This is a genomic window from Streptomyces sp. NPDC005866 (genome assembly GCF_040629895.1).
Classification (GTDB): Bacteria; Actinomycetota; Actinomycetes; order Streptomycetales; family Streptomycetaceae; genus Streptomyces.
Genome location: NZ_JBEXWP010000001.1, coordinates 157,721 through 183,627, shown reverse-complemented (window position 1 = coordinate 183,627; position 25,907 = coordinate 157,721). Strand labels below are relative to the sequence as shown.

The window sequence follows — 25,907 nt, the reverse complement described above, 5'->3', positions numbered from 1 at the left end:
TCCAACCGGCCCGCCGGGAAAGCGCCCCGCACAGTCCGCTGGAACTTGCCCGCCAACTCCCCTCCGATGTTCACTCCTTCGGGTGGCGGCTCAGCTGATGCGAGACCACCGCCCACCGACGCTGGGAGGGTCGGGGACCGTACGTATCGGGTGCGCGCACCACTTGGCACCGAATGCCGGGGAATATGACGGGGTGCCACCCGGCCCCTTGGGTACACGAGTTCAGGAATGCGAGCACCGGTGCAGAAGACGCGGCCTCGGCGCACAGGCAACAAGACGGCCTCCGGAACGGGCGCCGCCGATCCCGTCGGCACCGGTGGCCGCAAGCACGTCCGCACCCGGCTGATCGTGGCCGTGGCCGTGGTCGCCGCGGCGATCGCGGGGGCCGGCGCGCCCGCCCTGCTGACCGCCTCCGGGCAGCTGAGCGACTCCCAGGACCTGGTGACCCTCGCCGGGCGCACCCAGGACGCGCTGGCGCTGGCCAACTCGCTCGCCGACGAGCGCGACGAGGTCACCTCCTACATCGCGGCGGGCCGCCCCAAGTCCAAGGCGCCCTCGGAGGACCGCGGCGCCCGTGTCGACCGCCAGGTCGAGGACCTGCGCGCGGACACCGACACCCCGGGCTGGCTGCGCACCGACCTCGACGGCATCGCGGCCGTCCGCCGGTCCGCGCTCACCGGCCAGAGCACGGCCCTTCAGGCGCACCAGGCGTACTCCGGGACCATCACCGAACTCCACCGGCTCGCCGAGGAACTGGCCGAGCAGATGCTCCCGAGGGCCGGCTCAGGCGCGTACGCGCTCGCCGAGCTGGACTCCGCCGTCCAGCAGTCCGCGGCGGCCCGGGGCCTCCTCCTCGCCGCCCTGAACATCCCCAGCTCCACCCAGACCACGATCGACCCGCTCACCGGTCTGCCCACCACGAGCACGACGACCTCCGACGCCGACAAGAAGCAGCGCGACGCGCTCACCGCGGCCGCCCAGCAGGCCAGGCTGCGCGCCGACGCGGCCCTCGCCGACTTCCGCGACACCGCGGCCAAGGCGGCGGTCGAGTCGTACGACTCCACGGTCACCGGCAACGACGTCAACGACGCCGACAAGTACCTGGCCGCCCTCACCGACCAGCCGACCCTCTCCGACGCCGACCTCGCCACCGGCACCAAGAAGCTGGACGCGGCGCTGTCCGCGCGGGTCGAGCTGATGCGGGGCGCGGAGTCCGCGCTCTACCACCACCGCACCAAGGACTTCGTGAAGCTCCGTGACGACGACGTCACCGCGCTGGAGATCCGGATCGCGGTGCTCGGCGCCCTGATACTGGTGGCGGTGGGTACCGCCATGGCCATGGCCCGCACGCTCACCCGCCCCCTCTCCGTGCTCCGCCGGGGCTCGGCGCGGCTGGCCGAGGCCGAGGATCCGCGGACCGAGGAACCGATCACGTTCACGGGCCGCAACGACGAGTTCGCCCAGGTCGTCCGCTCCGTCAACGCCCTGCACGCGCACGCCGCCGAGCTCCACGGCCGCATCGCCACACTGGAGACCGACCGCAAGCACCTGGTCGGCCAGCGTCAGAAGATGGCCGACGCCCGCGAGGGGCTGCGCGCCGAACTGTCCGACGCCGCCGGCCAGCTGGAGCGGCTGCGCACCAGCATCGGCGGTACCTTCGTCAGCCTCGCGCTGCGCACGCTCGGCCTGGTCGAGCGCCAGCTGGCGGTGATCGAGGGCCTGGAGGAGCGCGAACACGACCCGGACCGCCTGGCCACCCTCTTCAAGCTCGACCACTTCGCCACGGTCATGCGCCGCCACAGCGAGAACCTCCTGGTCCTGGCCGGCACCGAGCACGTCCAGCAGCACGCGGGCCCGATCCCGCTGGTGGACGTCGTCCGGGCGGCGGTCAGCGAGATCGAGCGCTACGAACGGGTCCGTATCGCGGCACTGCCCCCGCACGCGCACGTGGCCGGTTTCGCCGCCGACGACCTCAGCCACCTGCTCGCCGAGCTGATGGAGAACGCCACCTCGTTCTCCCCGCCCGACATGCACGTGGAGATCTCCGGCTGGTTGCTGGAGAGCGGCGAGGTCATGCTCTCCGTGCAGGACGAGGGCATCGGTATGACCGCCGACCGCATGGTCCGCCTCAACGGCCGGCTCGCCGACTTCGACCCCGAGTCGCCGTACGACCAGGAGGGCGAGGACGGTCTCGGCCTCGGCCTCTATGTCGTGGCCCGCCTGGCCCACCGGCACGGCGTCCGCGTGCAGCTGCGCGAGCAGAAGCAGGGCGGGGTGGCGGCGGTCGTCGTCCTGCCCCAGCCGCTGCTGGCCGCGGCTCCCGCCACGGCGGTCCCGTCGGCCACGACGGTTCCCGGCGGCGCCCACGGCTTCTCCCTCCCGGGCGCGGACGCGGAGGTCAACTCCAACGTCCTCTACGGCCGCTCGACGTCCGGCGACCCCCTGGTGACGCTGGCGGAGAAGGCCGTACGGGAAGCGCACGAGCAGCCCGCCCACGAGCAGGCACCCCCGCCGAAGGCGGAGGACCCCGAACCGACGGCACGGCCGAAGGCACCGGCGGAGACGTTCGCCGAGACGACGATGGAACTCCTGGTCCCGAACCCGGCAGAGCCATGGCCGACCGGATCGGAGCCCACCCCCACGGCCGCCGACGGCGAGCGCGCCCCGCTGGGGCCACCCGCACCCGCCGCTGATTCCCACACGGGCCGTCCGGGCGGGCACGGCTTCGGCGAAGCCCAGGAACACTCCCGGCCGCTGCCCGCGCCCGGCGAGTACGGCCCACCGGGGCCACCCGCACTCGACGACGAAAGCCGCACGGGTGGTCCGGGTGGGGACGAATCCGCCGAGGGCGACGCCGAGGGCCCGGTCACCAGCAAGGGCCTCCCCAAGCGCACCCCCAAGATCACCGCCCCCGCCCCGGCCCCCCGCCAGCGCGGCACCGGCGTCGACGCCGACGCCCTGCGCCGCAGGCTCGGCGGCTTCCACCGAGGCGCCGACGCAGGCCGCCGTGACGTGGCGGTGGAGATCGCAGAGCACACCGGTCAGAACCAGATGCCGGGCACCACACCAGCCGTACCGGGATCAGCCGTATCCGAAGAAGCCACGGGGGGCACAGTAGAGGAGGCAAGCAGTTGACCGCGCCCAGTACCTTCGGACTGAGCAGTGAGGCCCGTAACCTGCACTGGCTGCTGAGCAACCTCGTCGAGGAGGTGCCCGGGATCCAGTCGGTCGCCGTGGTCTCCTCCGACGGCCTGCTCGTGCTCTCCTCGGACCCCGGCCGGAACGAAGAGGCCCGCGAGGCCCGCGGAGCGACCCGCGCCGGCCCTCGCGGCTCCTCCGCCGATCTCGCCACCATCGTCTCCGGCATCGGCAGCCTCACCATCGGCGCCGCCCGGCTGATGGACTTCGGCGGGGTCAAGCACACGATGGTCGCGATGGACGAGGGCAGCCTCTTCGTGATGTCGATCAGCGACGGCTCGCTGCTCGGCGTACACGGCAGCGCGGAGTGCGACATGAGCGTCGTGGCGTATCACATGGCGCTGTTCGTCGGCCGCGCCGGTCACGTCCTGACCCCCGAACTCCGCAGTGAGCTGAGGAAATCCATGGAGGCCGACGCGACGAGGAGCGGCCGATGAGCAGCACGCCGAAGCACCGCAAACAGAACCTGCCGGTACGCAGCGGCGAACGCAAACCCGCCCGCGTCCGCCCCTACTCGCTCACCGGCGGCCGTACCCGCTTCGGTCACGTCCTCCTCGTGGAGACGTTCGTGGCCGCGCTGGAGGCCCCGGAGGAGCGCAAGGAACTGACGAATGGCGCCCTCACCACCCGGGTGATGCCGGAGATGCGGGCCATCGTCGAACTGTGCCGCCGTATGCGCACGGTGGCCGAGATCGCCGCGCTGCTGAAGATGCCGCTCGGTGTGGTCCGGGTCCTGCTCAGTGACCTCGCGGACCAGGGAAAGATCCGTGTGTACGGAACCGGGACCGGTCACGGCGCCGGCCGCCCGGACCGCGCTCTGCTGGAAAGGGTGCTGAGTGGACTACGCCGTCTCTGACGCCGCCGGCGTCGCCCCGCTCCTCGACGGGGAGGAGCATGCCCGGTCCTGGCAGACGGACCGCAGCCGGGCCCCCATCGCGACGAAGATAGTCGTGGCGGGCGGGTTCGGCGTCGGCAAGACCACGCTGGTCACCGCCGTCTCGGAGATCACGCCCCTGCAGACCGAGGCGCTGATGACCGAGGCGAGCGAGGAGACCGACGACCTCACCGCCACGCCGGGCAAGCTCACCACCACGGTGGCCATGGACTTCGGCCGTATCACGCTCGACGACGACCTGGTGCTCTACCTGTTCGGCACGCCGGGCCAGCAGCGGTTCTGGTTCATGTGGGACGACCTGGTGCGGGGCGCGATCGGGGCCGTCGTCCTCGCGGACACCCGGCGCCTGAAAGACTGCTTCCCGGCGCTGGACTACTTCGAGAGCTGTGGGCTGCCGTACGTCGTCGCGGTCAACCACTTCGACGGCAGCGAGCGCTTCGAACCCGAGGACGTGCGGGAGGCATTGACGATTCCTCCGCGCGTACCTGTAATGATCATGGACGCCCGCCGCCGTGTCCCGGTGATCGAGACGCTGTTGTCCCTGGTCGCCCACGCGCTGGACGAAACCCCCGAGTAGCCCCCGAGTAGATCTTCGTTAGGAGCCACCACCCGCATGCGGAAGATACTCGTCGTGGGGGCCGGCCAGTCCGGTCTCCAGCTCGCCCTCGGCCTCCAGTCGCACGGCTACGAGGTCACCCTGATGTCGAACCGGACCGCGGACGAGATCCGCTCCGGCCGGGTCATGTCGACGCAGTGCATGTTCCACACGGCACTGCAGTACGAGCGTGACCTCCAGCTGAACTTCTGGGAGTCCCAGGCCCCGAAGATCGAAGGACTCGGTGTCTCGGTCGCCGCCCCCGGCTCCTGGGGCGAGGGTCCCGCGGCCCGGGCCATCGACTGGGTGGGCAGGCTCGACGGGTACGCGCAGTCGGTCGACCAGCGGGTGAAGATGGCCGGCTGGATGGAGACCTTCGCACAGCGTGGCGGCCAGCTGGTCATCCACGGCGCGGCGGTCGGCGACCTCGACTACTTCGCCCGTACGTACGACCTGGTGCTGGTCTCGGCGGGCAAGGGCGAGCTGGTCCAGATGTTCGGCCGGGACCCCGAGAGGTCCCCCTACACCGAGCCGCAGCGGGCCCTCGCCGTCGCCTACGTCCACGGCCTCGGCCCGCGCCCCGAGCACCCGGACTTCTACGCGGTCCGCTGCAACCTGGTCCCCGGCGTCGGCGAACTCTTCGTGATGCCGACCCTGACCCTCTCGGGTCCGGCCGACATCCTCTTCTGGGAGGGCGTGCCCGGCGGCCCGCTGGACGTCTTCAACGGCGTCAAGGACCCGGCGGAGCATCTCTCCCTGACCCTGGAACTCATGGAGCGGTACACCCCCTGGGAGTACGCGCGGGCCACCAAGGTCGAACTGACCGACGCGGGCGGCACCCTGGCCGGCCGCTACGCACCCACCGTCCGCAACCCGATCGGCCGCCTCCCCGGCGGCGGCCTGGTCCTGGGCGTCGCGGACGTCGTCGTCGCGAACGACCCGATCACCGGCCAGGGCTCCAACTCGGCGTCCAAGTGCGCCGCCGCCTATCTCGCCTCGATCCTCGAACACGGCGAGAAGGAGTTCGACGCGAACTGGATGCAGCAGACCTTCGACCGCTACTGGGACACCGCCCAGTACGTCACCAAGTGGACGAACGCGATGCTCGCGCCGCCGCCGGAGCACATCCTCAACCTGATCGGCGCGGCAGGCCAGCTCCAGCCGGTCGCCAACCGCTTCGCCAACGCCTTCAACGACCCGGCGGACTTCGAGAACTTCTTCTACGAGCCGGAGAAGACAGCCGCCTATCTGGGCTCGGTGGCAGGGGCCTGACAGGCGGCTGACCTGCGGTCCGGGTGTCGTTGTCTGTCGTCGCCTGTCGTCGTTGATTGCCGTCGGACGGCCCACAGACGGCCCGGAGTAGGGCCCGCTGAGGCGGTGGCAACTTGTCGCGTCGCTTGTCGTCTGGCTTGTCGCTTGTCTTGTCTTGTCTTGTCTTGTCGCTTGTCGGCTCCCAGGTCAGATGCGGTTTTCGTTCCCGTGGCAGGCGTGGAAGCGTCCTTCTCCTGAGGGCGACAAGCGACAAGACAAGCGGGCGCCTCGTGTGGGAAGAGCAAGAACGAACGGCCTACGGCCGCACGTCCCTTGGCAGCTCGCTGCGCTCGCGCGGCCACCGCCGTCAGGGCGAAGGGCTGTGGGCGGCCCCTTAGGGCGCCTGGACCCCCCTTGCGTGAGGCGGAAGACCCTCGGGGGCGTGAACGGTCGCCCATGACCCCCACGGAGGCGCTGTAGGGCGGCAGTTTCCGCCGCCCTACGCGCGCGTGCGCGTAGGGCCCCCTCCCGGGAAACCACGGCAACTTGGAAACCCGCAGGTCAGAGGCGGTTGCGGGGGTCAACCGGCGCTGTCGACCCAACCGACGGCATCAACCGCCGCAAATCGGGCGGGATGGCGACCCGGCATAAACGACGGCGTGTACAAGCAAGAGGAGCACGCCGGGGGCCGTGGTGCTCTTCTTGCTTGTACACGCGAGGACGGCAATCCAGGGGGACGGACCCGCCCCCCGCCTGGATTGCCGTCCTGAGGGCTTCCAAGGGGCAGGCGGCAGATGAGGTAAGCCCCGTCGGCCCCGCCTGGATGGCCACACGGCTTTTCAGGGGCGGGGCGGCCAGCCCCCTACTGAAAAGCCGTCCCTGCTACTCTCTTCCTAGAGTTAAGGGAAAACAGCGTCCGCAGCGTCCGCCGGGCTTGCCTCACTCCCCCTGATCTGCGGGTTTCCTGCGGACGCTAACCCCTCGGGAACGCAGAAGACACCACCCCCAGCCGGGGCGAGGTGGCAGCTTTGTCGGCCTTGCGGCACTCCTGATTGCGTACCGCCGCCTGGCAAACCCGGTCAGGGCCTGAGCCGATCCAATTGGACGTCGAAGCAGACCAGGCCCATCGACTCCGCCAGGTTTGCCGCGTAGGCCGATGCTTGCAGTCAAGACCGGCCCTCCGTCACCAAGAGAATCAGCGTCTAAGACTTAGAAGCTGTGTCAGAACCGGTGATCTGTGACGCTATGTAGGCGCGCGCTTCTTGTGCTCGGCGGTCGTTGACCGTGTATGGCTGTCCATAAGGTCCATACGGGAGCGGATTCAGGCCGAGTTACTCGCCCATATCCCAGTAATCTCTCATATTCCTCGGGGCCCTCGCCTGCCGTTCCAGCTCCTCACGCTGCGCTTGCATCTCGCGCTCATCCTCGCGCGCATGTTTCCTGAGGATCAGGAAGGCAACCAGGCACGCCACCCCTGCCACAATTGCACCAATTGCGGTCGAAATTGGCTTACTGGCGCCAAAGGCCACGGCGGGGAAGTACCCGACAGCGAAGGAGAGGGCAACGAAGATCGTTGCCCCGAATGCGAAGACCGGGGAAGCGATCATGAACAGGCAATAGGCCAGACCCAACACGACGGCCGCGACGATGAGCAGTGCGTCCAGGGCACTGTCGGGGGCGGCGAAAGTGGTTGCCTGCGCCAACATAGCTGAATCTTAAGGGTTGTCCCGCACGCGATGATGAATGTGTGGGGACGGAGACGGCTTCACCCTGAAGTCCTCACATGTAGAGATAGTTGCACGGACGGCCCAATGAAGATCGACTATCTTGAAGTCACTGAGCCCCGATCCACTGGTCGATAGTCTGTCCAGCGTCCGGACATGAAAGCGGAGATGCCCTCTGACCAGGGAGAATGGGAGCTCTCTAGGCTTCCACTCGACCAGTTCGGAGGTGCATCTCCGGGATGCATTCTTCCATGTCGCCGCGTGCGGTGTCCGCGGCGTTCGACGACCCGAGCCTTATCGCCTACGGCGGCCTGGAGCCGCTGGTGCGGCTGATGGAGCGGTGCGGCCTGCTGGAACTGGTCGGCGAGCGGCTTCACCTGCCGGCGTCGAAGGACGGGGTGGGCGCGTTCCCGGCGGCGAAGGTCGCGGTGCTGGTCGCGGGCATGGCGGCCGGCGCGGACAGTATCGACGACATGGACCGGTTGCGGCACGGCGCGATGGACCGCCTGTTCACCCCGGTGCGCGCACCCTCGACCCTGGGCTCGTTCCTGCGCGCGTTCACGCATGGGCACGTGAAGCAACTGCACGCGGTGGCCCGCAGGTTGCTGCCTCAGTTGGCCGCGCACGCCCCGTTGCTGCCCGGTGCGGCCCGCGTCGCCTATGTGGACATCGACGACACGATCCGCCGCACCTACGGCCATGCCAAGCAGGGCGCCGGCTACGGCTACTCCAAGGTCAAAGGCCTAAACGCGCTCCTGGCAGTCCTCTCCACCCCACTCGCGGCACCCGTGATCGCCGCAACCCGCCTGCGCAAGGGCGCCACCGCTTCCGTGCGCGGCGCGGCCTCCTTCACCGCCGAGGCCCTGCGCACCGCGAAGGCCTGCGGCGCAGGCGGACTGCTGGTCCTGCGCGCGGACTCCGCCTTCTACGCGAGTGAAGTGATCGCCGCCTGCCGCGCCCTGGGTGCCCGCTTCTCCATCACCGCCCGCATGAACGCCTCCATCAAGAAGGCGATCGCCACGATCGCGCAGGACGCCTGGACGGCGATCCGCTACCCGAAGGCGATCTGGGACGAGGAGGGCCAGTGCTGGATCTCGGACGCGGAGATCGCCGAGATCGAGTACACCGCGTTCACGTCCAAGCCGGAGAAGCAGCAGGTCACCGCCCGCCTGATCGTGCGCCGCGTCAGACGCCTCAACCCCGACGGCCACCTCCAGGGCCAAGGCGAGCTGTTCACGCTCTACCGCTACCACTGCGCGTTCACCGACTCCCCCCTCGGCCTGATCGACGCGGAGAAGGACCACCGGCGGCATGCCATCGTCGAGCTGGGGGTGCCCCCTCTGGGGGAGTGATCGCGGACGCGAAGAGCGGCCCGCTGGCCCACCTGCCGTCCGGCGACTTCCAGGCCAACGCCGCGTGGCTCGCCCTGGCCGCCATCATGCACAACCTGATGCGCGCCCTGGGCACCCTGGCCTCCGCCTTCCACGCCAAGGCCACCACCGGCACGATCCGCAGCCAACTCATCGCTGTCCCGGTCCGAATCGCCCGTTCAGCCCGCCGCCTGACGCTCCATCTGCCCCGAAACTGGCGCTGGCACGACGCCTGGCAGCAGATGTTCGCCGCCCTGCACGCCCCGCCCAGCCGCTGACACCACCCGCCACCCTGCCCGCGAGGGCCCGAGACCTGTGCACAAGTGGAAGAGCTGGGCAGACCAGCAGCTCCCGCATGCCCTCCACCACAATCCCAAGCCGAACCCCGCTAAACGATCACTTCGAAATCAAGCCGGTGGATCGGGGATCAGTCAGCTCATACCTCCCGGCTGACTGCATGCTACCGATGGTAGATTCCTACGTGAATGGGGACAGCATTCGCCGCGGGTGAAGAAGTGCGGCGGTGATAGAGTCCGGAGTCGGCTCGGAGTCTTCCAGACCGGGCCCTGGTGTTACCAGGGTCTCGGCGATGTCAACCTGTTGGTGGCAGGCGGCGCATGTCCCGGATAGGTTCAGTTCGCCGTTGTCCAGAGCGTGCACGAATAGGCGGCGAGGCGCACCGTCGGAACAGTACGTGTCTCCCCAGTCCAAGAGTGATCTAATCACTGGCCAGAGACTTTCCCCCTTAGAAGTGAGGGTGTACTCGTCGCGACCGCTGGCGGCTTTAGTCCGGACAAGGACATTCTCCTCGACGAGCGAGTGGAGCCTATTGGTGAGGACCGCTCGAGGCAGGTTAAGATGGGCGATAAAGTCGTTGAATCGGCGGACACCGTAGAATGCGTCACGGATTATCAGAAGTGTCCAGCGCTCGCCGACTATCTCTAGAGACCTGGCCATCGAGCACGCCTGGCCTTCGTAGTTTTTCGGCAGTACCATGCGCGCACTCTATACCAACAGTATGGTCAATGAACTCAATTGGAGCGGATGGTCGCGCCGCGCGCTGCGGTGCGCTCGGTGTGACTACCGTGTCCTGGACAGCGCATGCGCGGATCAAGCCAGCGCCGAAGGCACTGGCACATCGAGATAGTCGAGGAGCTGAGCGACCTTGTTATCAAGTTCGCGCCCGACCGCCGTGATAGCGGGGTCGCCAAAGCTGGAGAAGTGGTGGCTCGGTTGCTCGATCGAGAACCAGGTCGCGCCCTCGTTGTCCTCGGAGATAGCGGTACGCAAAGGGGCGTAGAGCATCACTGCGGGATTGTGGATGTACATGCGTTGGGCGATGGAGTGATTGCCCATCAGGTATTCCACGCAGCGCAGCGACGCGCCGGCAATATTCATCATGGCGGAAAAATCGTAGCCCCAGTATCGGATGAAATTGTGGGGGGCGTTCTCGACGGTGGCCTCAAGAATCGTCGACCAGTCAGCCCGGACGGCCACTAGCTTTTCGAATCGAGCTGCATCAAACACTGGCACTGCTTCCTCATAGCGGCGACGGAAGTTGTCGATTGATTCCGGTACGGGCACCGAGATCCGATGCACCTCATGCGGAACTGTGCTGATAATCGCGTTTCGTGCGCTCTCAGTCATGGTAGTGACTCCCCTTCGTCTGTGCGTTTACTATGTGTTAGCGGTGAGCCAGCCGGCGGCCTGGGCGTCGAGAGTTTCCAGTCGCTCGCGCAGCGGTGCGGGCAAGGCGTCCATCCACTGGTATTCCTGGCCATGCAGGGGCAGCGGGCGACCGAACTCGATCATCTGATCGGCCGGAATCTCCGAGATGTAGACCCAGACGAGATCGTTAGGCACGCCCACAGTCTCGACCACATCGTCCCGGATGCCGAGTGCAACATTGGACTTCGCGTTCTCGCCGCGACCGTCCCGGATGTGGCCGTGGATGTAGACCGACCGTCGGTCGGTGGGCTGCCCGCCAATGTAATGGCCTTGTTCGCTCAGTTCCTGGAACACAATCTGAACGAACGAGGGAGGCGCTCCGGTCTCTTTGCTATGCCTGGCGGTGATCAGGCGAGCTAGGGAATCTCGCTGATCGTTCGTCAGCGCTGCCGCGTGCGTGTAGATGGCGTAGGTGGGCATCTGGGACCTCCCGCGTGACTCAACGGTTCAATGACTGAACTCTTAGACTGTAGCGGATGAGTCTGGTCATTGAACCGAACCGCTCGTCGGCGTTCACCTGAACGAGTGACGATGCTGGAGTGGCTCAGTGGCCAAGCCCAAGCGGGAGCCGACCCCGGCGCAGCGAGAAGCGCTGGCCAGGGCCACGGCGGCGCGGCGCCGGTTCTGTGCCGAGCACGTGTTCGGGCCGTGGCTGGCGTGCGGGTGTGAGCAGGCCATCGCCGATCACGCGGACGGGTTCTTCGCGGACGGTTCGTGCGCGTTCGAGTTCCGCACCTGCCGGCGCTGCCCGGCCCGAATCGCCCGTTCAGCCCGCCGCCTGACGCTCCATCTGCCCCGAAACTGGCGCTGGCACGACGTCTGGCAGCAGATGTTCGCCGCCCTGCACGCCCCGCCCAGCCGCTGACACCACCCGCCACCCTGCCCGCGAGGGCCCGAGACCTGTGCACAAGTGGAAGAGCTGGGCAGACCAGCAGCTCCCGCATGCCCTCCACCACAATCCCAAGCCGAACCCCGCTAAACGATCACTTCGAAATCAAGCCGGTGGATCGGGGCTCAGCTGGACACGGCATGTCGGGCAGCAACGAGCGGGGCGGGGGTGACTACAAAACCTGAGGGTGACGCGCGTGTCCTCATCGGTGCTTCATCCGAGGCAGATTTCCAGCCCGACACGCCGAGGCGCTCCCCACACCACCAAGCCCTACTAGTGCAGCGCGTCGCAGGTCCTTTTCCGGTGACGGATGGATGGTTCGGTGACGGTGTGTGAGGGTCAGGCGGCCCTCGCGTAAGGCTCGGTGGTGGGCTGCGGGTGGCGGGCGAGATAGCCGGCGTGCTCGGCGTCGGCGTCATAGCGCCATCGGTAGGGGCGGGCGGTGCGGTTGTAGTCGACGGTGTAGGCGGTGATCTGGGCTTCGAGGTCGTCGCGGGAGGCGAAGTCGCCAGGGCGGAGCAGGCGGCGGGTCAGCGCGCTGAACCACTGCTCGACCATGTTGAGCCAGGAGGCGTGCTTGGGGGTGTGGGTGACGGTGAAGCGGGGGTGGGCGGCCAGCCAGGCGCGGGTGGCCTTCGAGGTGTGCGAGGAGCCGTTGTCCATGATCAGGTGGATGGTCAGGGCGGGATGGCGACCCGGCATAACGACCGCGTGTACAAGCAAGAGGAGCACGCCGGGGGCCGTGGTGCTCTTCTTGCTGGGTGCGTTTTTTCTGAGTGACCACCCCGAGCGGTGTGGCGCACGCCTCCCCCTGGAGTGCCCGGCAACTGCTTCCGTGAAGGTGGTGTCGAGGTTCGGCCTATGGCGTGCTCAGGAGGTAGGTGTTCACACAAGTGCCGAATGACCTGATAGGGAGGTTCTCTTCCCCCGTCGAGCGTGTGTTCAGCCCTGGACGGTGGGTCGTACGACGATCGCGTTCACGTCGATGTTGCCGGGCCGGTCGATCGCGTAGCCGATGGCCTCTTGCGATGGCCGAGGACGGGATCGCCAGTGCCTCGGTGGCCGCGCGGGCCGCCGCTTGGGCTTGCTCGGAGCCGCCCCGGTGAGTCAACTCGGTGCTGGTGAAGCCTGGGCTGATCCTGCTCACCCGGCTACCTGACCAACGTGGTCGGGTAGGCCGCCGTGCGTACGAACCGCACGTCCTCCAGCGGCACCTCGCATCCCTCGTCGTCGACGAACGCGGCCCGCAACGGTCGGTCGTCCACCGAGCGCCGTACGACCGTCGGGCCCAGCGAGTACGGCTTGTGCTCGTCGCCCCACTGCATTAGCGCGCCGAGCACGACCATCAGTTCCCTACCCGCCGCTGTCAGGTGGTACTCCTGCCGGACGCGCCTGCCTTCCTCCTGATAGGGCTGCCGCTCCAGCACGCCTGCGTCGACCAGCGTGTTCAGCCTGTTGGTGAGGATGTCGGGCGCGACGCCGAGCGTGGCGCGGAAGTCAGCGAAGCGGGTCGTCCCGGCAAAGGCCTCGCGAACCACCAGGAACGTCCACCGCTCACCGAGCACTTCGAGACTGCGGGCGATCGAGCACGGCGTTTCCATGTTCTCCATCATACCCCTGGATAGGAAAGCCCAACCCATGCTAAGTTGGAAATACCAATCCAGACATGAGGGAGATCGTCATGGACATCACCGGAGCGACCGTGCTCGTCACGGGTGCCAACCGCGGCCTAGGCCGCCGCTTCACCCAGGCACTGCTCGACCGGGGCGCGGCCACGGTGTATGCCGCTGCCCGCAACCCCGACGCCATCGACCTGCCCGGCGTGGTGCCGGTACGCCTCGACATCACCGATCCCGCCCAGGTCGAGGCGGCCGCCGCGCTCGCGTCAGACGTCAACCTGCTGGTGAACAACGCCGGATCCAGTACCCAGGCGCGACTGCTCGATGGCGACCTGGCCGACATCCGACTGGAGATGGAGACGCACTACTTCGGCACTCTGTCCGTGACGCGGGCGTTCGCCCCGGTCCTCGCGGCCAACGGCGGTGGGGCCGTACTCAACGTCCTCTCGGTCCTGTCGTGGACCACGTTCCTCGGCACGGACGCGTACTCGGCCGCAAAGGCAGCGGAGCTGTCGCTGACCAATGCGCTGCGGCTCGCGCTCGCCGAACAGAAGACCCAGGTCACGGCGTTGCACGTGGGCTACATGGACACCGACATGGCCGCGCACGTCGACGCCCCCAAGAGCGATCCGCTCGTCATCGCGAACCTGGCACTGGACGGCGTGGCGGCAGGCGTCCCGGAGGTCGTCGCCGACGACGCCTCCCGCAACGTCCGGGCCGGCCTGGCGGGTCCACTGTCCAACCTGTTCCCAAGCCTCGCCTGAGAGCCCCCCCCACGCCTCAGGCATCCGAGCACCAGGTGAGACATCATTCTTAGCTGGACACGTCGATACGGTAGCGGGCGGCCAGTTCGTCGACGCTGACTGCTCGCCCGGTCAGTGCCATCAGCTCAGGATCCTCCGCGAGCGTCGCGAGCGACGCCGTCCGGCGGCTGCGAGCACGTCAGGTCCAAACGGCGCCTCACGCCACGCCGCTACGTTGTGCAGCCGCTCGTCGGTGTCACCGGCCTTCTTCCCCCCAGCGACACTGGCGTAGACGCACGCCGAGCAGCCGTTGATCTGGCTGGCGCGCAGGTGGACCAGCGCGAGCAGCTTCGGGTCGACGCCCCCGGCGGCGATCGCCTTCTGGAGTGGATCGCGGTCCACACATCGGGGTTGTTCGCGTTCTTGTTCTTGAGACGGTTTTCCATGTGGGAGTGCTCTCCTTCATCGGGTTACGTTGCGGCGCCTGTGCGCGTCATCCCTATGACGGAGCAGCTTCCAGGGAGGTAACAACATGGCTGGCGCCCATCCCACGGACCCGATCGTCGATGCCTTCGAGTCCCACCGTGACCGGCTCCGCGCCGTCGCCTACCGCATGCTCGGATCACATGCCGATGCGGAAGACGTGGTCCAAGCGGCGTGGCTGCGTCTCTCCCGCCAGGACACCGACGCCATCGACAACCTCGGCGCCTGGCTGACTACCGTGCCCGGAGCGGCCTCGCGGGGGACCGCGCGGCCGGCCAGAGTGCCCGCGGCCGGGCGACTACGCTGCACTCATGACCCCGCAGGCCGCCACCCCCGCCTACCGCAGGCTGTCCGTCGAGGAGCGGCGCAGCCAGCTTCTCGACGCGGCCCTCTCCCTGTTCGCGCACCGCGTCCCCGAGGACGTGTCGCTCGATGACGTGGCGGAGGCGGCCGGGGTCTCCCGCCCCCTGGTGTACCGGTACTTCCCGGGCGGCAAGCAGCAGCTCTACGAGGCCGCGCTCAGGTCGGCCGCCGAGGAGCTGGAGCACTGCTTCGACGAGCCCCGCGAGGGCCCCCTGCTGCCCCGTCTCTCCCGTGCCCTCGACCGCTATCTCGCCTTCGTCGACCAGCACGACGCCGGCTTCAGCGCCCTGCTCCAGGGCGGCAGCGTGGTGGAGACCTCGCGGACGACGGCGACCGTGGACGGCGTACGACGGGCCGCCGCGCAGCACATTCTCAGCCACCTCGACGTCGCCGACCCCGGGCCCCGGCTGCGGATGACCGTCCGTATGTGGATCACCGCCGTCGAAGCGGCCTCCCTGATCTGGCTCGACGAGGACAAGCAGCCGCCCGTCGAGGAGCTGCGGGACTGGCTGGTCGACCAGTTCGTCGCCGTACTGAGTGTGACCGGGCGCCGCGATCCGCAGACGGCCGCCCTCGTCGACGCCCTCGCGGCGGATGGCTGAAACTGGTGCCGTGAAGAGTCAGGACACCCCCTTCGAGGGCGGCCCCATGGACGGGCGTGTGCTCCCGGTGCTGCTCGGCATGACCGGCCACCCCCCGAAGACGTACCGCATTCCGGTCCCGGACCCGGCCGGCGGCAAGCCCACCGTCCTGGTCTACCGCCGCGTCCCCCGCGGACAGAGCAGACGCCTGGGCCTGACCCGGGGCTGGAAGTACGCGTACGACCCCACGGGCAAGGGCGCCGGCAGAGGCCCGAAGTGGCCGTGGTCGAAGCCGGCCCCCGCTCCAGACTCCACGCTGCACGGCAAGCCGGGTGACACCGGCGGGTGACTGTGTTGCGCCGAACAGCGCACAATCGCTGGGCGAAACAAACGTACATGTCTGATTATCGCGATGCGGAACGGATGGGCCGTTCCGCATCGGAGGTGATGACGTGTCAGGAAGGTTTCTGCGCCTGGCTTGTACTGCCACGGTGGCGGCCCAGGCCGTCCTCGTGCCCGTGCCCGTACTCGCCGCGCCCGGCCCCGAGCGGCCGGTGGCCGAGCTGCTGACGGACCTTCAGGGGCTGTACCGGCAGGCCGAGCAGGCCACCGAGACGTACAACGCGACCGAGGAACGGCTCAGGCGGCAGCGCGCCGAGGTGTCCCGGCTGGAGGGGGAACTGGCCAAGGCCCGGCTCTCCCTGCACACCAGCAAGGCCGAGGCGGGCCGGCTGGCCCGGCAGCAGTACCAGAGCACCACCGGGATCTCCCCGTACGTCCGGCTGCTCCTCGCCCGCGATCCGCAGCATGCGCTCGACGAGGGCCATGTCATCGGGCAGTTGGCGCGCGAGCGGGCCGAGACCGTGGGGCGTCTCGCGGACGACGAGAAGCGGCGGATCGACCTGGCCCGCAAGGCCCGCAAGGCGCTGGACATCCGTCTCGCCCTCGCCGAGGGGCAGAAGAAGCAACGCGACGAGGTCCGGGGCCGGCTGTCCGAGGTGGAGCGCATGCTGGCCTCCCTCACCCCCGGCCAGCTCACCGCCCTGGCCGACCTGGAGAGGGGCAACACGGCGGCCGCGCAGCGGAAACTCACCACGTCCGGCGCCCTGAGCACCACCACGCCGTCCCCGTCCCAGGAGGGCGACCGTGCGGTGCGCTACGCGGTGCGGCAGCTGGGGAAGCCGTACCAGTGGGGCGCGCAGGGCCCGAAGTCGTACGACTGCTCGGGCCTGACCTCACAGGCCTGGGACCACGCCGGCACTCCCATCCCGCGCACCAGCCAGGAGCAGTGGGCCCACCTCCCGCACGTCCCGCTGAACCGGCTGCGCCCCGGTGACCTGGTCGTCTACTTCCCCGAGGCCACCCATGTGGCCCTCTACCTGGGCGACGGCAAGGTGGTCCAGGCCCCCCGCCCCGGCGCGAAGATCAAGGTCTCCCCGATCGCGGCGAACCCGATCCTGGGCGCGGTCCGCCCGGACCCGAAGGCCCGGCCCCTGGGCCACTACACGCCCCCGGCGATCCCGGAGACGGCGACGGAGGGCCCGGACGAGAGCTTCGGCACATCACAGCCGACGGCTCCGACTTCCACCTGAGGGCGCGGGGGCAACACTCAGGCCAGCAGTCCCGAGCTCTTCCACAAGCGCCGTCCGGCTCCCCGAAGTACACCGATGTCGTCCAGGAAGTCCGTCAGCTTCTTCGCGCCGCTCTGCATGACCTCCCGCCGGTGCCCACTCGCCCGGACCTGCGCCACCGCCTCCCGCCGGTCCAGCCCGACGTTCGTGTACACCTCGGGATTGATGAAGGCCACCGAGAACACCCGCGCGAACTCCCCGGAGGTGATCCGGGTGAACTCCCGCGACCACCGAGGCGCCGTCACCATCTGCCGGCGCAACTCCTCGCGGGCGTACCGGACGTGCCGGGCCTCCTCGACCACGTGGATACGCGTGACCCCCCGGACCAGCGGCTGCACCCGCTCGTCGGGGAACGTCAGCCGCTGCATCCAGTCCAGGACCTCCTCGCCGAGCAGCGTGGCCGTGAAGGAACCGGGCGTGGTCGAGATCGTCTTGAACAGGCGGCCCAGGTTCTGGTGGACCCGGCTCACCGGATACCAGGGCGCGTCACCGCGGGCTATCAGGCGCGCGAACATCTTGGAGTGCCGGCACTCGTCCTCGATCTCGGTCAGCGCGTAGCGCACGTGCGCGCTCGTCGCCGCCTTGTCGTAGATGTGCCGGACCAGCAGCTGCATCAGGATCAGCTCGAACCAGATGCCGAGCGAGGCCAGCGCCGCCGCCTCGTGCTGGGAGAGCAGGATCCGCTGTTCCTCGGACATCCGCTGCCACAGGGGGGTGTCGTAGAGCGACACCAGCTCCGGCGGCCAGAACCACTTGCCCTCCTCGAAGGGCGCGTCCCAGTCCAGTTCCTTGTCCGGGTCGAAGGAGTGCTTCGCGGAGGAGACGAGCAGCCGTTCGGCCACCTGCTCGCGGTCCTTGAGCAGGCCGAGCGCGTCGCGCAGTCCGTCGACCGCGTCCGCTTCCGTCAGGGTCGTCATGGCTCCCTCACCTCGTTACCCGGGGGTATGTTGTCGTCGGCTCTTATGAGACCGCCTGTCAGCAAGGCGGTCAATCCCCCGCGCACGACTTGTTGACTCCGCGTCTACCCCGGTTCAGAGCCCGAGCACCGCCCGCATCACCGCGCTGGCGATCGGCGCCGCGTCCCCGCCCCCGCTGATGTCGCCCCGGTTGGCCGCCGCGTCCTCCACCACCACGGCAACCGCGACCTTCGGTTCCATGTCGGTGTCCGCCTGCGCCCAGGACACGAACCAGGCGTACGGCACCCCGGAGTTGCCGAGGCCGTGCTGCGCGGTGCCGGTCTTGCCGCCGACCGTGGCGCCGCGGATCGCCGCGTTGGAGCCGGTGCCCTCCTGGACCACGTCCGTCATCAGCTCTCTCATCCGGACGGCCGTCGAGGGGCTCATCACCTGCCGTACCGTCCCGGCACCGCCCGTGCCGACCGTCTCTCCGGTCCGCCGCACGGTCCGCTCCACCAGATACGGCGGCCGTGCCATCCCGCCGTTGGCCACCGCCGCCGCGACCATCGCCATCTGCAGCGGGGTGGCGCGGGTGTTGTACTGCCCGATCGACGACAGCGCCAGCTGCGCCTTGTCCACGCTCGTGTCGAAGGTGCTCGGCGCGGTGGCGAAGGGGATGCGCAGATGCGTGTCGTTGAAGCCGAACGCCTGGGCCGTCGCCGTCATGTCCGCGACCCCCACGTCCACGCCCAGCTTCGCGAAGACCGTGTTGCAGGACCACTCGAAGGCCTCCCGCAGCGAGGCGTCCTCGCAGCCGTCCCCCTCGTTGGTCAGCCGGGTCGTGGTGCCCGGCAGCCGGTAGGGGTCGGGGGAGTCGGTCGGCGTGTCCAGGTCGGTGACCACGCCCGCGTCCAGCGCGGCCGCCGCGGTGACCACCTTGAAGGTCGACCCCGGCGGATACGTCTGCCGTACCGCACGGTTGAGCATCGGCTTCTCCGGGTCGCCGTTCAGGCGGGCCCAGGCCGAGGCCACCGCCTCGTCGTTGCCGGACAGTGCGGAGGGGTCGTACGACGGGGTGGAGACCAGGGCGAGGATCCGGCCGGTCGCCGGCTCGATCGCGGCCACCGCGCCCTTGCGCGCGCCCAGGCCCCGGAAGGCGGCCTCCTGGGCGTAGCGGTTCAGGGTCGTGACGACGTTCCCGCCCGGGTTCGGCGACCGGCCGGTGTCGTTCCACAGCGGGAAGGGCGACAGCATCGGGTCGGTGCCGGAGAGCAGCGCGTCCTCGGCGTGCTCCAGGAACGTGGTGCCGTACAACTGGGAGGCGAAGCCGGTGACCGGGGCGTACAACGGGCCCTGCGGGTAGGTGCGTTCGTAGCGCAGCTGCTCCTTGCTGTCCCGGGAGCCGGTGACCGGCTCGCCGCCGACCAGGATGTCGCCGCGCGGCAGACCGTAACGGGCGATCGTGGCGCGGCGGTTGGCGGGGTTGTCGTTGTAGTCGCGGGCCCGGACCACCTGGACCCGGGCGGCGTTGACGAGCAGGGCGAAGAGCAGCAGGGCGCAGAAGGCGCGGGCCCGCCGGATGTACCTGGCCATGCCGGCGCCCTGGCGGTCGTACCGGGTCATGGGGCCACCTGCCCGTCGTAGTGGCGGCGGGCCGAGTCGCTCACCCGGATCAGCAGCGCCACGATCGCCCAGTTGGTGACGACCGAGGAGCCGCCCTGGGCGAGGAACGGCATCGCCATGCCGGTCAGCGGGATCAGCCCGGTCACCCCGCCCGCGATGACGAACACCTGGAGCGCGACGATCGAGGCGAGCCCGACCGCGAGCAGCCGGCCGAAGGGGTCGCGCAGGGCCAGGCCTGCCCGGTAGCCGCGCTCGACGAGCAGGCCGTAGAGGATGAAGATCGCGGAGAGTCCGGCGAGGCCGAGTTCCTCGCCCGCCGTGGCCAGGATGAAGTCCGACTTGGTGGCGAAGCCGATCAGGATCGAATGGCCGAGGCCGAGTCCGGTGCCGAGGACCCCGCCGGCGGCGAACGCGAAGAGGGACTGGGCGAGTTGGTTCGGTCCCTGTCCGGCGTCGATCGAGGCGAAGGGGTGCAGCCAGTCCTGGATCCGGCCGTGGACGTGCGGTTCCAGACGGCCGACGGCTACCGCGCCGAGCACGGCGAGCAGCAGGCCCACGGCGATCCAGCCGGTGCGCCCGGTGGCGACGTAGAGCATGACGACGAAGAGACCGAAGAAGAGCAGGGATGTGCCCAGGTCGCGTTCGAGGATCAGGACGCCGACGCTCAGCAGCCAGATGGTGACGATCGGGCCGAGCACCCGGCCGGTCGGGAACTGCATGAACCACAGCCGGCGGCCGGCGTAGGCGAGGGCGTTGCGGTTGGCGGCCAGATACGCGGCGAAGAACACCGCGAGCAGCACCTTCGCGAACTCGCTGGGCTGGATGGAGAATCCGGCGAACAGGATCCAGATCCGGGCGCCGTTGACGGCCGGGAAGAAGATCGGGAGCAGCAGCAGGACGAGCGCGGCGGCGACACAGACGTAGCCGTAGCGCTGGAGGACGCGGTGGTCGCGCAGTATCAGCACGACCAGGATGAACAGGCCGACACCCAGGGTGGACCAGACGAGTTGGGCGGGGGCCGCCCGGTCGCCGGGGGTCTCCAGGTCCAGCCGGTAGATCAGGACCAGGCCGAGTCCGTTGAGCAGCACGCCGATCGGGAGCGGCAGTGGGTCGGCGTACGGCGCGCGAAAGCGTACGGCGAGATGGGCGACGAGCGCGAGGACGCCGAGCCCGGCGCCGTAACCGGCGGCGCCGGGCGGGACGGTGCCGGTCCGGGCCACGCCGACCGCGCAGTAGCCGTACACCGAGAGCAGCACGGCCAGCACGATCAGGGCGAGTTCGATGCCACGGCGCCGGGGCAGGCGTACGGCGGAGGTGGAGGACTCGGGCGCCGCCAGGGTGGTTCCGGCCTTGGTCATGTCCGGAACTTACCCAAATAGTGGGAGTTGTGTGTGTTGTATGGGTGCCGGGCAATGCCAGCGTGGCGTGCGGAGGAGAGGGGTGGCCGGGCGGGTGGAATCTGTGCTGGCCGGCGGGGCTGGTCGCGCCGACCACCCGCAGCCCCCTACGGGAGCGTCAACGTCGCCACGGCTCCGCCGTCGACCGCGTTCGCGAACGAGAGCCGCGCGCCCAGCACCTCCGCCTGCCCCGCCGCGATCGTCAGCCCCAGCCCATGCCCCTTGGTCCCGCCCTCCGTCCGGAACCGCTGGGGGCCGTGCGCCATCAGGTACTCGGGAAAGCCGCGCCCGTGATCCCGCACGGTGACCTCTTTCCCCTCCACCGTCAGCACCACCGGCAAGCGCCCGTGCCGATGCGCGTTGGCGACCAGGTTCCCCAGCACCCGTTCCAGCCGCCGCCGGTCCGTCTCGACCCACACGTCCCGTACGACATTCACCTCGGTCTCCGTCCCGGACGCCCGCACCACCCGCTCGGCCAGCGCGCCCAGCGCCTCCGCGTCGGTCTCCAGCCGCTCCCGGCCCGCGTCGAGACGGGAGATCTCCAGCAGGTCCTCGGTGAGGGTGCGCAGCGCGGCGACCCGGTCCCGCACCAGTTCCGTCGGCCGCCCCGGCGGGAGCAGTTCCGCCGCCGCGTGCAGCCCGGTCAGCGGTGTCCGCAGCTCGTGCGCCACGTCGGCGGTGAACCGCTGCTCGCTCAGCAGCTTCCTCTGCAGCGACGCGGCCATGCCGTCCAACGCGGCGGCGACCGCGGCCACCTCGTCCTGCGGCCGGGTCGGATCCTTCGTCCGGGGGTCGTGCGCCCGTGCCTCCAGGTCCCCGGCGCTGATCCGCCGGGCCACCTGCGCGGTGCCGTGCAGCCGCCGGGTCACCCGGGTCACCGCGAACGCCCCGACCAGCAGCGTCGCCCCGATGGCGAGGGCCGACGACCAGAGGATGGAGCGGTCGAGGCCGGCGATCGTACGGGCCTGCTGCGAGTAGTCGACGGCCACCGCGAGCGCCCGGTTCCGGTCGGCCGGGCCCGCCGCCCACATCGTGGGGCGACCGCCGTCCTTGGAGACCATCGTGCCGCGCTCCCCGGCCAGCGCCAGCGCCCGCAGCCGCGGCGGCAGCCCCGCCGGATCGACCGCGGAGCCCGGCAGCGGCGCGTCGCCCTCCTCGTAGGCGGCCGTCGCGTCCGCGAGCCGGGACAGCGCCTGGTCGCGGGCCTGCGCCACGGTCTGGTCGGTGACCGACACATGCACGAGTACGCCCAGCAGCGCGGCCAGCGCACAGCACATCACCGTGATGAACGCGGCCGACTTCGCCGCGAGCGTCCCGGCCCAGTGGGGGAGCCTCATCGCGCGCTCGCAGAGGCGGAGGCAGCGGCGGAGGGTGCCGGCGTGTGGGTGTGCCGTGCCTTGCCGGTGCGCAGGAACTCGTCCCGGGAGAACACCATCGCCTTCTGCTCCGGATCCCACGCCCAGGTCGTCCGGTACTCGTACCCGCTGATCCCGGCCGGCGACCGTTCGATGACCGTCCGCCCGGCCAGCTCGACGCCGATGATCGCGTCGTTGTCCTGCAGCACCTGCATCAGCCTGTGCTTCTCGACGGTGTACACCCGCAGCGCGGTCTGGTTGGTCGGATACAGCCGGAAGCCGAGCGTCAGCTCGTCCCGTCCGTCGCCCGTCAGATCCCGGTAGTACGGCTTCAGCAGCGGACACCGCGCCCCGCCGCCTCCGGCCGCGCACTCCTTCATCCGGTTCGCGGCCTCGTGGTACGCCCCCTTGGACCCGTAGTCCGCCGAGTGCGAGGCGATCTCCGCCTGCACGACGGCCACCGGATCGACCCCGCGGATATCCTCGCCGGGAACCGTGACGCCCTTGACGGCCGCCGTGCTGCCCTCGTCGAAGGGCCAGGCCGGGCTGGACGCCGGCCGCAGGTCGGGCCAGAGCTTGACGGGGCTGACCGCGGTCGGGGTGGCGCCGGCCCCGCGCAGCCCACCGGAGTCGCCACAGCCCGCCGCCGCCGTCGCCAGCAGGGCGACGGCGGCCGCGGCGAGGCCGGTACGGGCGGGACGACGGGTCGGCACGCTGCTCCTGGGCGGTTCGGGGTTTGTGGGTCTCGGGGCCTCGTACACCTTATTCATGGATTCGTAGGGAAGTCCTTTTTGCACCTGGGGGGTAGCTGGTGCAGGGGAGAGGCTACTCGGCGAGCTCCTCAAGCAGCCGGGCGGTGGACAGACCGGCGCGCAGATAGGCGACGAACAGCTCGTTGTGCAGCGCCCACGGCGAGCGCCGGGCCCGCACCAGCCGTATCGCCTCCTCGGCCGTACGACCTCGGTGCACCAGCGCCTGCGCGACCACGAGCCCGGACCGGTTGTACCCGCTGTAGCAGCGCACCAGCACCGACCGGCCGGCGTCCAGGGCCTCGCTGGCCGCCCGGGCGAGCCGCATCACGCCGGCCAGCTGGGTACCGTCCAGCGGACCGTCGGGAATCGGCCACACATGATGCTCGACCCCGGTGTCCGGCCCGTGCCCGGGCAGCCGCAGCAGACTCTGCACCAGATCGAACTCGTCCCCTACGACCGCGGACTCCAGCCGCCCCGCACTTCCCCGGAACTCATGCCCGCCCATCCACAGCCCGGGCACCACCTCGCTCCACGGACTGTCCGCAGCCGGTACCTCGTACTGCTCCCCACGGATCCGCACCGGCGCCTCCCCGCTGCGCGCGCCAACCCCTGTCAAAGGTAGCCGGGTTCTTGCCCGCGGAGCACCCCGCCTGTTCCCATGGACGAGGGGTGATGCCGCAATGAGCGCACTGCGTGTCGTGCCGAGCTGGCGCCACGGCCAGGAACGGCTGTACGTCTGCCTCACGGACGGACGGAACATCGCCTGGTACGACCGTGAGGCGGGCCGGGTCAACCTGCTCAGCGAGGAGCGCCGGGACGACGTCCTGGAAACCCTGAGGCCGTTCCTGACCGGCCCGGTCACGGTCGGCCCGCCACCCGTGCCCACGCCCGCCGAACTGGCGAGGCTGACCCTGCATCCCGACGACGACCTCGCGCCCAACCGCCCCGGCGAGGCGCTGCTGATCGCTCTCGACCGGGACCCCGGCCCGGCGCACCGCCTCCGCCCCGACCCGCGCCGCCGCGCCCTGACCGCCGAGCAGACCGTCGGCGACGCCCTGGACCGCCTGGACGGCGCGGGCTGGCACGCCCTGCACTCCATCCCGCTCCCCGGCGGCGACCGCCTCCACCATCTGCTGATCGGCCCCGGCGGGCTCTTCTGCATGCACTCGCTCTACGCCCGCAGGCAGAAGGTCCTGGTCGCCGATCCGATGGTCACCCTGGGCCGCCGTGACCCCCGGCCGCTCCTGCGCCGCCTCCGCGCGGACGCCGACCGGGCCTCGTACGCCCTGACGGCCGAGGTCCACCCGGTCCTGGCCCTGACCGACCCGGCGGACGTCACCCTGACGGCCCCGCCACGCGAGGTCCGCATCCTCCGCGACCGGGACCTGGAGGGCCTGTCCCGCCTGGGCGGAGTCCTCAAACCGGCGGACGTCGAGGCCCTGCACGCGATGGCGAGGGACCGCAACACGTGGGGAAGGGTGTAGCCGTCGGGTCATCAGGCCGTGCGGTCGTCCGGCGTGAGATGTAGCCCTCGCGTCTTCCGGCGTTACGGCGTAAGACTCGGCCCGTCCGGCGCCCGAAGACCCCCGCCGCCCGCCGCCCGCCGCCCGCCGCCCGCCGTCCGATGACCCCGCCGTCCGCCGTCCGCCGCCCGAAGACCCCCGCCGCCCGCCGTCCGCCGCCCGCCGCCCGCCGTCCGCCGTCCGACGACCCCGCCGTCCGCCGTCGGCCGCCCGATGACCCGCCGTCCGCCGCCCGCCGTCCGGCGCCCGATGACCCGCCGTCCGCCGCCCGCCGTCCGCCGTCCGCCGTCCGATGACCCGCCGTCCGCCGTCCGCCGTCCGATGACCCGCCGTCCGCCGTCCGGCGCCCGAAGACCCCGCCGTCCGCCGTCCGCCGTCCGGCGCCCGAAGACCCCGCCGTCCGCCGCTCACGGCAGCGGCGCCGCGCGCTCCGGGTCCAGCAGCGGCGCCAGCAGGTCCCCGTGCTCCTGGATCCGTCCCGCGATGTCCCCGGCCTGGAACTCCAGCTGCTCGGGCCGCCGGCACTCCGCGACCTCCTGCCACGTCACGGGCGCCGACACCATCGGCTCCCGCCGGGCCCGCAGCGTGTACGGCGTGGCCGTCGTCTTCCGCGCCGCGTTCTGGCTCCAGTCCACGAACACCTTCCCCGGCCGCAGACTCCGGGTCATCCGGTGCACCACCAGCTGCGGCATCGCCCGCTCCGCCTCCACGGCCAGCTCCTTCGCGTACTCAGTCACCCGCTCGCTGGACGCTCCCCGTACCCCCGCCAGCAGATGCAGCCCCTTCGACCCGGCCGTCTTGGCGTATGCCTCGATCCCGTCGGCGGCCAGCCGCTCCCGCAGCCACAGCGCGACCTCACAGCACTGCACCACCGTCGCCGGAGCCCCGGGGTCCAGGTCGAAGACGATCCGGTCGGCCTCGTCCGGCCTCTGCACCAGCCACTGATGCGTATGGAACTCGGTGACCAGGTTCGCCGCCCACATCAGGCTCGGCAGGTCCTGCACCAGCACCATCCGCGCCGGCCCGTCCGCCCGCCGTACCTCGGCGGTGGTGACCCACTCGGGTGTACCCGGCGGCACGTTCTTGGTGAAGAACACCTGGCCGTCCGGTCCGTCCGGGTAGCGCAGGAAGGACACCGGCCGGTCCCGCAGATGCGGCAGCAGGACCTCGGCCGTCGTCGCGTAGTAGTGCAGCAGCTCGCCCTTGGTGAACCCGGTCGCCGGATACAGCACCTTGTCCAGATTGCTGAGCGCGACCCTTCGCCCGTCCACCTCTGTGATCGGCGTCATAC

At 70.0% G+C, this 25,907-nt stretch carries 24 protein-coding genes and 3 pseudogenes; 13 read left to right on the top strand and 14 right to left on the bottom strand.

Annotation, left to right across the window (positions count from 1 at the left end):
• Positions 1 to 240: 240 nt before the first annotated feature.
• The 5 genes from ABZ396_RS00895 to ABZ396_RS00875 are packed head-to-tail and all read left to right on the top strand — an operon-like array spanning position 241 to position 5,960.
• Positions 241 to 3,135 carry a nitrate- and nitrite sensing domain-containing protein gene (locus tag ABZ396_RS00895; RefSeq protein WP_358925821.1) on the top strand — a complete coding sequence of 965 codons (2,895 nt, stop codon included), beginning with the start codon at positions 241 to 243 and terminating at the stop codon, positions 3,133 to 3,135.
• Entirely contained in the window at positions 3,132 to 3,635 is a 504-nt protein-coding gene (locus tag ABZ396_RS00890; protein ID WP_358925823.1) for a roadblock/LC7 domain-containing protein, read from the top strand. Before ABZ396_RS00895 ends, ABZ396_RS00890 begins: the two co-directional genes overlap by 4 nt.
• Positions 3,632 to 4,054, top strand: a complete 423-nt coding sequence (locus ABZ396_RS00885) for a DUF742 domain-containing protein (RefSeq protein ID WP_358925825.1) — start codon at positions 3,632 to 3,634, stop codon at positions 4,052 to 4,054. Before ABZ396_RS00890 ends, ABZ396_RS00885 begins: the two co-directional genes overlap by 4 nt.
• Positions 4,035 to 4,670, top strand: a complete 636-nt coding sequence (locus ABZ396_RS00880) for an ATP/GTP-binding protein (protein WP_358925827.1) — start codon at positions 4,035 to 4,037, stop codon at positions 4,668 to 4,670. The genes ABZ396_RS00885 and ABZ396_RS00880 overlap by 20 nt, the downstream gene beginning before the upstream one ends.
• A 36-nt stretch (positions 4,671 to 4,706) precedes the next feature.
• On the top strand, positions 4,707 to 5,960 hold the full coding sequence (locus ABZ396_RS00875) for a styrene monooxygenase/indole monooxygenase family protein (RefSeq protein WP_358925828.1): 1,254 nt from the start codon (positions 4,707 to 4,709) through the stop codon (positions 5,958 to 5,960).
• 1,310 nt (positions 5,961 to 7,270) lie between these two features.
• Here ABZ396_RS00875 and ABZ396_RS00870 read toward each other — a convergent pair.
• Positions 7,271 to 7,645, bottom strand: coding sequence for a hypothetical protein (locus ABZ396_RS00870; protein ID WP_358925830.1), 375 nt, complete (start codon positions 7,643 to 7,645; stop codon positions 7,271 to 7,273).
• 257 nt (positions 7,646 to 7,902) lie between these two features.
• Between ABZ396_RS00870 and ABZ396_RS00865 the strand changes: the two are divergent.
• Positions 7,903 to 9,311: pseudogene (locus ABZ396_RS00865) on the top strand (IS1380 family transposase).
• Between the two features lie 199 nt (positions 9,312 to 9,510).
• Here the strand turns inward: ABZ396_RS00865 and ABZ396_RS00860 are convergent.
• The 3 genes from ABZ396_RS00860 to ABZ396_RS00850 all read right to left on the bottom strand — a co-directional run bounded on the left by ABZ396_RS00860 (position 9,511) and on the right by ABZ396_RS00850 (position 11,181).
• Positions 9,511 to 9,990 (bottom strand): helix-turn-helix domain-containing protein, encoded by a 480-nt coding sequence (locus ABZ396_RS00860; protein WP_359183645.1) that lies wholly within the window; start codon positions 9,988 to 9,990, stop codon positions 9,511 to 9,513.
• A gap of 153 nt (positions 9,991 to 10,143) precedes the next feature.
• The gene (locus ABZ396_RS00855) at positions 10,144 to 10,680 is read right to left on the bottom strand and encodes a DUF302 domain-containing protein (protein WP_358925833.1); all 537 of its coding nucleotides are present in this window, start codon (positions 10,678 to 10,680) and stop codon (positions 10,144 to 10,146) included.
• A gap of 30 nt (positions 10,681 to 10,710) precedes the next feature.
• A complete protein-coding gene (locus tag ABZ396_RS00850; protein WP_358925835.1) occupies positions 10,711 to 11,181 on the bottom strand; it encodes a tautomerase family protein in 471 nt (156 codons plus the stop codon).
• A 127-nt stretch (positions 11,182 to 11,308) separates the two neighbouring features.
• Between ABZ396_RS00850 and ABZ396_RS00845 the strand changes: the two genes are divergently transcribed.
• Positions 11,309 to 11,626 (top strand): hypothetical protein, encoded by a 318-nt coding sequence (locus ABZ396_RS00845; protein WP_358925837.1) that lies wholly within the window; start codon positions 11,309 to 11,311, stop codon positions 11,624 to 11,626.
• 363 nt (positions 11,627 to 11,989) lie between these two features.
• Here the strand turns inward: ABZ396_RS00845 and ABZ396_RS00840 are convergent, their stop codons facing one another.
• Positions 11,990 to 12,352 (bottom strand): transposase, encoded by a 363-nt coding sequence (locus ABZ396_RS00840; protein WP_358925839.1) that lies wholly within the window; start codon positions 12,350 to 12,352, stop codon positions 11,990 to 11,992.
• Between the two features lie 449 nt (positions 12,353 to 12,801).
• Positions 12,802 to 13,251 (bottom strand): helix-turn-helix domain-containing protein, encoded by a 450-nt coding sequence (locus tag ABZ396_RS00835; protein WP_358925841.1) that lies wholly within the window; start codon positions 13,249 to 13,251, stop codon positions 12,802 to 12,804.
• Positions 13,252 to 13,331: 80 nt separating this feature from the next.
• On the opposite strand from ABZ396_RS00835, the gene ABZ396_RS00830 reads away from it, so the two are divergent.
• Positions 13,332 to 14,033: an SDR family oxidoreductase gene (locus tag ABZ396_RS00830; protein ID WP_358925858.1), complete on the top strand. Its 702-nt coding sequence runs from the start codon at positions 13,332 to 13,334 to the stop codon at positions 14,031 to 14,033.
• 186 nt (positions 14,034 to 14,219) lie between these two features.
• Here ABZ396_RS00830 and ABZ396_RS00825 read toward each other — a convergent pair.
• Positions 14,220 to 14,458: pseudogene (locus ABZ396_RS00825) on the bottom strand (carboxymuconolactone decarboxylase family protein); the annotation flags it as partial.
• Between the two features lie 86 nt (positions 14,459 to 14,544).
• On the opposite strand from ABZ396_RS00825, the pseudogene ABZ396_RS00820 reads away from it, so the two are divergent.
• From ABZ396_RS00820 to ABZ396_RS00805, 4 genes and pseudogenes are all read left to right on the top strand, one after another.
• Positions 14,545 to 14,742: pseudogene (locus ABZ396_RS00820) on the top strand (sigma factor); the annotation flags it as partial.
• Positions 14,743 to 14,806: 64 nt separating this feature from the next.
• Entirely contained in the window at positions 14,807 to 15,460 is a 654-nt protein-coding gene (locus ABZ396_RS00815) for a TetR/AcrR family transcriptional regulator (RefSeq protein ID WP_358925843.1), read from the top strand.
• 10 nt (positions 15,461 to 15,470) lie between these two features.
• Positions 15,471 to 15,788 carry a hypothetical protein gene (locus tag ABZ396_RS00810; RefSeq protein WP_358925845.1) on the top strand — a complete coding sequence of 106 codons (318 nt, stop codon included), beginning with the start codon at positions 15,471 to 15,473 and terminating at the stop codon, positions 15,786 to 15,788.
• 103 nt (positions 15,789 to 15,891) lie between these two features.
• The gene (locus ABZ396_RS00805; protein WP_358925846.1) at positions 15,892 to 17,031 is read left to right on the top strand and encodes an NlpC/P60 family protein; all 1,140 of its coding nucleotides are present in this window, start codon (positions 15,892 to 15,894) and stop codon (positions 17,029 to 17,031) included.
• 17 nt (positions 17,032 to 17,048) lie between these two features.
• Here ABZ396_RS00805 and ABZ396_RS00800 read toward each other — a convergent pair whose 3' ends face one another.
• From ABZ396_RS00800 to ABZ396_RS00775, 6 genes are all read right to left on the bottom strand, one after another.
• Positions 17,049 to 17,987 (bottom strand): diiron oxygenase, encoded by a 939-nt coding sequence (locus ABZ396_RS00800; RefSeq protein ID WP_358925847.1) that lies wholly within the window; start codon positions 17,985 to 17,987, stop codon positions 17,049 to 17,051.
• A gap of 114 nt (positions 17,988 to 18,101) precedes the next feature.
• Positions 18,102 to 19,559: a penicillin-binding transpeptidase domain-containing protein gene (locus tag ABZ396_RS00795; protein WP_358925860.1), complete on the bottom strand. Its 1,458-nt coding sequence runs from the start codon at positions 19,557 to 19,559 to the stop codon at positions 18,102 to 18,104.
• Positions 19,560 to 19,585: 26 nt separating this feature from the next.
• Positions 19,586 to 20,947: an FtsW/RodA/SpoVE family cell cycle protein gene (locus tag ABZ396_RS00790; RefSeq protein WP_358925848.1), complete on the bottom strand. Its 1,362-nt coding sequence runs from the start codon at positions 20,945 to 20,947 to the stop codon at positions 19,586 to 19,588.
• Between the two features lie 146 nt (positions 20,948 to 21,093).
• Positions 21,094 to 22,323: a HAMP domain-containing sensor histidine kinase gene (locus ABZ396_RS00785; RefSeq protein WP_358925850.1), complete on the bottom strand. Its 1,230-nt coding sequence runs from the start codon at positions 22,321 to 22,323 to the stop codon at positions 21,094 to 21,096.
• Positions 22,320 to 23,054 (bottom strand): hypothetical protein, encoded by a 735-nt coding sequence (locus ABZ396_RS00780; protein WP_358925852.1) that lies wholly within the window; start codon positions 23,052 to 23,054, stop codon positions 22,320 to 22,322. Before ABZ396_RS00780 ends, ABZ396_RS00785 begins: the two co-directional genes overlap by 4 nt.
• Before the next feature lie 112 nt (positions 23,055 to 23,166).
• Positions 23,167 to 23,673: a protein phosphatase gene (locus ABZ396_RS00775; RefSeq protein WP_358925854.1), complete on the bottom strand. Its 507-nt coding sequence runs from the start codon at positions 23,671 to 23,673 to the stop codon at positions 23,167 to 23,169.
• Between the two features lie 100 nt (positions 23,674 to 23,773).
• Here ABZ396_RS00775 and ABZ396_RS00770 point away from each other — a divergent pair, with 100 nt between their 5' ends.
• Positions 23,774 to 24,577 (top strand): nuclease-related domain-containing protein, encoded by an 804-nt coding sequence (locus ABZ396_RS00770; RefSeq protein ID WP_358925856.1) that lies wholly within the window; start codon positions 23,774 to 23,776, stop codon positions 24,575 to 24,577.
• A 446-nt stretch (positions 24,578 to 25,023) separates the two neighbouring features.
• On the opposite strand, the gene ligD is transcribed toward ABZ396_RS00770, so the two are convergent.
• Positions 25,024 to 25,905 (bottom strand): non-homologous end-joining DNA ligase, encoded by an 882-nt coding sequence (ligD, locus tag ABZ396_RS00765; RefSeq protein ID WP_358922493.1) that lies wholly within the window; start codon positions 25,903 to 25,905, stop codon positions 25,024 to 25,026.
• Positions 25,906 to 25,907 lie beyond the last annotated feature (2 nt).